The organism is Aeromonas sp. HMWF014, assembly GCF_963878295.1.
Lineage (GTDB): Bacteria > Pseudomonadota > Gammaproteobacteria > Enterobacterales > Aeromonadaceae > Aeromonas > Aeromonas popoffii.
Genome location: NZ_CAWNYS010000430.1, coordinates 1 through 5046, shown reverse-complemented (window position 1 = coordinate 5046; position 5046 = coordinate 1). Strand labels below are relative to the sequence as shown.

Below are 5046 nucleotides of genomic sequence, written 5' to 3'. Positions count from 1 at the left end.
CAGCAGTACCAGATGACCCTGGAAGGGGCGCGGGAAGAGACCAAGGTGGCGGCGCGCGAGCAGGCCAACATGGCGGCGGGCTCGGTGGCGGAAGTAGAGGCCTATCTGGCCGATACTCGCATCGCCAGCCCGCATGCAGGGGAGGTATCCCAGGTGCTGCTGCGCAGTGGCGAACTGGCGCCGCAGGGCTTCCCGGTGGTGACCCTGCTCGACATGCAGGATGCCTGGGCCCAGTTCCATGTGCGCGAAGATCTGCTGCCCCGCTTCTCGCTGGGCACAGAGTTCGATGCCACCATCCCGGGACTGGGTGAACAGACGGTGCGCTTCAAGGTGACTCACGTGGCTGTGATGGGGGATTTTGCCACCTGGCGCGCCACAGATACCCGTCAGGGTTTCGACATGAAAAGCTTCCTGGTGGAGGCGCGTCCCTTGCAACCGGTTGACGGTCTGCGAGTTGGCATGAGTGTGCTGGTCGAACTCTGATGAGACGTGAATGGCGGCGGTTGTGGCAGGATCCGTTCGGTCTGGCCTTGATGAGCTGGGTTCCCTTGCTGTTGATGGGGGTGCTCTGCTGGATCTTCTCGGCCGGGCTGGCCCGGGATCTCAACGTTGGTCTGGTGGATCTGGATCAGAGCGTCCTTTCCCGTCAGCTGGCGTTCTCGCTGGACGGTTCCGCCGGGCTGCGCCTTGCCAGTCAGTTCGATTCCATCGACGAGGGGGGGCGCGCGCTACGCGGCGGTGATATCTATGCGCTGGTGGTGATCCCCAACCATCTTGAGCGGGATGCCCGTCAGGGTACCCAGCCGCAGGTGACAGTGTTCAACAACGGCCAGTTCATTCTGATCGCCAAGCTGGTCAACTCGGCACTGGCGCAGGTGGTGGGTACCCTCAACGGTCAGGTGGGCGTGTTGGCCGCCATGGCCGATGGCAAGATCATGCCTGGCGCCGTGGGGCAATCCGTGCCCATCAGCAACCAGGTGACTGCGCTTTACAACATCAACTCCAGCTATGCCCAGTTCCTGCTGAGTGCCTTGTTGCCGGCGGTGTGGCAGATCCTGCTGGTGCTCTATGGGATCAACGCCCTGGCCCGCACCGATCGATTGGGGCTGGACTGGACCGGCCAAGGGGTCTGGTTCGGCCTCTGGCGCATTTTGCTGCCTCATGTGCTGATCGGGTGGGCCTGGGGTCTGGCGTGGAGCCTGCTGCTGTTCAACGCGTTTGGCTATCCGATGCAAGGCAGCTGGTTGGTGCTGACACTGGGACTGGGGCTGGCTTCGGCCGCCTGCGTCAGCATGGGGGCCTTCTTCTACGGCGTCATCCGGGATCCGGCCCGCGCCCTGTCGCTGGCGGGCGCCTATACGGCACCGGGTTTTGCCTTTATGGGCGTGACTTTTCCGGTCAGCGCCATGGGGGATTTCGCTCGCCTCTGGCGCAGCCTCCTGCCCATCTCCCACTATGTGGAGTTGCAGATAGGGCAGGCCAACTACGGCCAGCCGCTCAGTGCTGCCCTGCCCCAGTTCGGGGCCTTGCTGCTGTTCCTGCTGCCCCTGTTGCTGGTTGTTCGTCGTTACCAGCAGCAGGCCGAGCTGGCGCGCCACACTGCCGATAAGGGGCCGACTTCATGCTAGGTTTTTGGGGGTTGATACGGCTTGAACCGTGCGGCTCTGCCACGCCGGGGAAGGAGTGGATGTCATGCTAGGTTTTTGGGATCTGGTAAGGCTCGAGTGGCGTACTCTGCTGGCCGATAGGGCCATCATGCTGACCTTGTTTGGTGGCGTCTTCTTCTACTCCTTCCTCTACCCGCAGCCCTACCTGCAGCAACTGCCCAGAGAAGAGCCTGTGGTGGTGGTCAATGAGGATGGCAGCCAGCTCTCCCGTCAGCTGGAGTTCATGGCCGATGCTACCCCGCAGGTGAAACTGGTGGCACGGGCCAGCAGCCTGGAAGAGGCGCGCCAGTTGCTGATAGCAGGGAAGGGGAGCGGCATACTGCACATTCCCCGCTACTTCTATCGGGATCTGATGCAGGGCAGGAGCGTCACCCTGAGCTATGCCGGTGATGCCTCCTACTTCCTGGTCTACGGCACCATTGCCGAGGGGCTGGCGCAGGCGGGGGGTACCCTGGCAGCGCAGGTGAAGGTGGCGCGGTTGCTGAGTCATGGCGAGGCACTGCCGCAGGCGGCCATGGGCTGGAATGCGGTCGGGCTCAATGCGCTGCCCGTGTTCAACCCCACCATGGGTTATGTGAACTACGTGGTGCCAGCAGTGTTTGTGCTGATCCTGCATCAGGTGCTGCTGATGGGGACCGGGATCCTGGGGGCAACCCAGAATCAGCGCAGCGGTCGCGGGGAGCCTGGCTATTGGCAGAGCGCCCCTGTGCTTGCCCTGCTGCTGGCCAGAACCCTGGTGGTGGGCGGGCTGTTCGTGCTGCCGGTGACCTACTTCTTCGGCTTCTGCTTCGATCACTACAACATTGTGCGCACCGCAGAGCCGGCCGAGTTGTGGCTGTTCACCCTGCCATTCCTGTTGGCGAGCACCTGGCTTGGCATAGTGCTGGGGGCCCTGTTTACCCGGCGGGATCTGCCGACCCAGGTGGTATTGCTCTCTTCCATGCCGCTGGTCTTCCTGGCGGGTTTTATCTGGCCGCTGGAGCTGATCCCTCCTCCCCTCAACTGGCTGGCCCAGTGGGTGCCGAGCACGCCGGCCATCGAGGGCTTCTTGCGCCTCAACCAGATGGGGGCAGAGTTTGCCCAGGTTTCCCACTACTGGTGGCAGTTGTGGGGGCTGGCGCTGCTTTACGGTGGGCTGGCTTGTCTGTTGCTGCGCTGGCGTCAGCGGTCGCTTGTGGGGGAGGTGGTCGCGTCGGGCGGGGTGGCTGCGGAGACGAAAACCGAGCGTGGCCCCTCGGCCAGCTAGACGACATCAGACAGTAAAACGGTCAGCCCGGGGGCTGACCGTTTTGTTATCCGGCTTGCTCACCCCCGGCTGAGGGTGGGATCGCCGATGGCGTAAATTTGTCCCACTGCCTGCTCATCGCTCAGCAGTTGCAATCCATGGGCTGCCACATCGGCACGGCGTACCAGACCGTGCACTTCGCTCCCCTGACTCAACACGGCCTGCCCGGTGGCCTCGCCATCCTGCAAGCCGGCCGGGCGAACTATGGTCCAGGTCAGCGTACTGGTCTGCAACCAGCTCTCCGCCAGACTCTTCAAACGTACCTCGTGGCCGAAGGCGGCTCTGGCTCGTTCGGGCAAATATTGCCAGCTGTCACCACACCCGAGCGAGGTGACCAGCAGCAGGCGTTTGAGCCCGGCCAGCTCCATCTGATCGATTACCTGGCGGTTGCCTTGATAATCGACGGGGGCCGGTTGGCGGAAGCTACCGAGGGTCGAGATGACCCCGGCCTCGTTGCCTGCGAGTGAGCAAGCCTGCGCGACGGCCTGATGGTCGAGGGCATCTCCCTCAACGACCTCGACCCCCAATACGCGCAGCTCGGCGGCCAGCGCTGGGTTACGGACCAGGGCCACGACCCTATGGCCCTGGCGCAGGGCGTGCTCGGTGAAGGCGCGGCCCAGCCCGCGGCTGGCTCCGAAGATAAGTGTGGTTGGCATTGTGCTGCTCCCTGTGGCGAAAGGGTTAGCCTAGAGGGTTGGCGTAGCGCTGTAAATGAGAGTTGTTTTTATTTGAGGGGCAAGCAGGGGAAATGCGGCGAGCCGCGGGCCGCTGGCCCGGGCTCGCACAGGATCAGCCGTTGTAGTGGCCTATGTTGGGGCGACGGCTGGGGCCGCTCAGGTGGATATCCACCGGATTGAACGCCTTGATCGCCTCGAAGCTGAAGTCGCCGATGGCTTGATGCAGGCTCTGCGGGCTGTGGTTGGTGATGATGATGACGCTTTTGGACAGGTTGCGCCGGCGACGCAGCAGGTGACCGAGGAAGCTGGACTGGCTCTCTGCCATCTTGGCGCGGTTGGCCGATACCTCGTCGATGATCAGCAGGTCGACCTCTTCCAGCGCGCGGCGGTACTGGTTGCGCTCCTCCTGATCCTGGATCACGTTGAAGAAGAGGCGATCCACGATAGAGGCCCACTGCTGGAAGATCACCGATTTTTGGTGGCGCTCGATCAGCTCATGGGCCACGGCGCCCGCCAGGGTCGACTTGCCGGTGCCGTAGTCGCCATAGATCAGCATGCAGCCGCCGCCGCTCTTCTCCCAGTGCTCGAAGCCGCTGATGAAGTAGCGGGCCGTCTCCATGGGGTATTGCAGTGCCGGATCGGTGGCATCCATCTTCTCGAATACCCAGTCCGGGTTGAGGTCGGCCTGGGCGATCAGTTTCTGGATCCGCTCCTGGCGAGCGGCTTTTTGCAGCTCGCGCACCTCGGCGTTGGCCTTGGCGTCGTACTCCTTGCGCAGGGTTTCGTAGTCGTACTGGCTGCCACCAGTCTGGGCCTGCAGGCGACGAATGCGCTCCAGCAAGCCGCCCACGTGCTGACTCAGTTCGGTGTCGTGCACCCGGTGGTCCTGTTTAGCCTTGGCGATTCTTTTGCGCTTGGCTTCGATCTCTTCCAGCTCCTGGCGCAGGGGATCTTGCGGGTCAGTCATGGAATGCTCCTTCTGCTGGGTCAGGGATGGGGTGACAAGGCACTGATTTTGCCTGCTGGCAGGGGCCGCTATCAATCATTATCCGGTGCCTGTTCCTCGGTCTGCACTTGGGCCAGCCGTTTAGCCTCTTCTATCATCTGCTGTGCCCGCTTGCTCGGGCCTGAATCTGCCGGGGCTGACGTGACCTGCTGATAACCTTTCGCCTCCATCGGCTGGCGACGGACGTAGCGGCGGGTCTTGAGGGCACGAATGAACTTGAGCATCCACTGATGCTGGGAGTCGAACACCTCGGGTCGGCCCAGCCAGTAGGCGATGAACTCCCCCAGGTCCTCTTCGTTGTAGCTGGCATCGATCACCCCGCACAGGCGGGCGAGGGCGGGCAGCTCCTCATCCGGACGCCACTGCAGGTGCATCTGAAAGGGGCGCTCCGGCAGCGGGCTGCGCACCTTC

General features: G+C 63.2%; 6 protein-coding genes. 3 read left to right on the top strand and 3 right to left on the bottom strand.

Features of this window, described 5'->3' with window-relative positions; genetic code table 11:
- From AAC083_RS17030 to AAC083_RS17020, 3 genes are all read left to right on the top strand, one after another.
- A partial coding sequence (locus AAC083_RS17030; protein ID WP_146181716.1) for an HlyD family secretion protein occupies positions 1-483 on the top strand: 483 nt, incomplete at its 5' end.
- On the top strand, positions 483-1628 hold the full coding sequence (locus AAC083_RS17025) for an ABC transporter permease (protein ID WP_108537219.1): 1146 nt from the start codon (positions 483-485) through the stop codon (positions 1626-1628). The genes AAC083_RS17030 and AAC083_RS17025, both read left to right, overlap by 1 nt.
- Positions 1629-1692: 64 nt before the next feature.
- Entirely contained in the window at positions 1693-2913 is a 1221-nt protein-coding gene (locus tag AAC083_RS17020; RefSeq protein ID WP_258224740.1) for an ABC transporter permease, read from the top strand.
- A gap of 59 nt (positions 2914-2972) precedes the next feature.
- Here the strand turns inward: AAC083_RS17020 and AAC083_RS17015 are convergent, their stop codons facing one another.
- The 3 genes from AAC083_RS17015 to AAC083_RS17005 form a co-directional block, all read right to left on the bottom strand.
- The gene (locus AAC083_RS17015) at positions 2973-3608 is read right to left on the bottom strand and encodes an SDR family oxidoreductase (protein ID WP_108537218.1); all 636 of its coding nucleotides are present in this window, start codon (positions 3606-3608) and stop codon (positions 2973-2975) included.
- 133 nt (positions 3609-3741) lie between these two features.
- Positions 3742-4596, bottom strand: a complete 855-nt coding sequence (locus tag AAC083_RS17010) for a DnaA ATPase domain-containing protein (RefSeq protein WP_042866153.1) — start codon at positions 4594-4596, stop codon at positions 3742-3744.
- A gap of 71 nt (positions 4597-4667) precedes the next feature.
- The coding region (locus AAC083_RS17005) for a DnaT-like ssDNA-binding domain-containing protein (RefSeq protein ID WP_258224739.1) at positions 4668-5046 on the bottom strand (379 nt) is incomplete at its 5' end.

Coding starts and splice junctions, on each gene's coding strand:
- AAC083_RS17020 (WP_258224740.1), top strand. CDS start 1,693: ATGCTAGGTTTTTGGGATCTGGTAAGGCTCGAGTGGCGTACTCTGCTG.
- AAC083_RS17015 (WP_108537218.1), bottom strand. CDS start 3,608: ATGCCAACCACACTTATCTTCGGAGCCAGCCGCGGGCTGGGCCGCGCC.
- AAC083_RS17025 (WP_108537219.1), top strand. CDS start 483: ATGAGACGTGAATGGCGGCGGTTGTGGCAGGATCCGTTCGGTCTGGCC.
- AAC083_RS17010 (WP_042866153.1), bottom strand. CDS start 4,596: ATGACTGACCCGCAAGATCCCCTGCGCCAGGAGCTGGAAGAGATCGAA.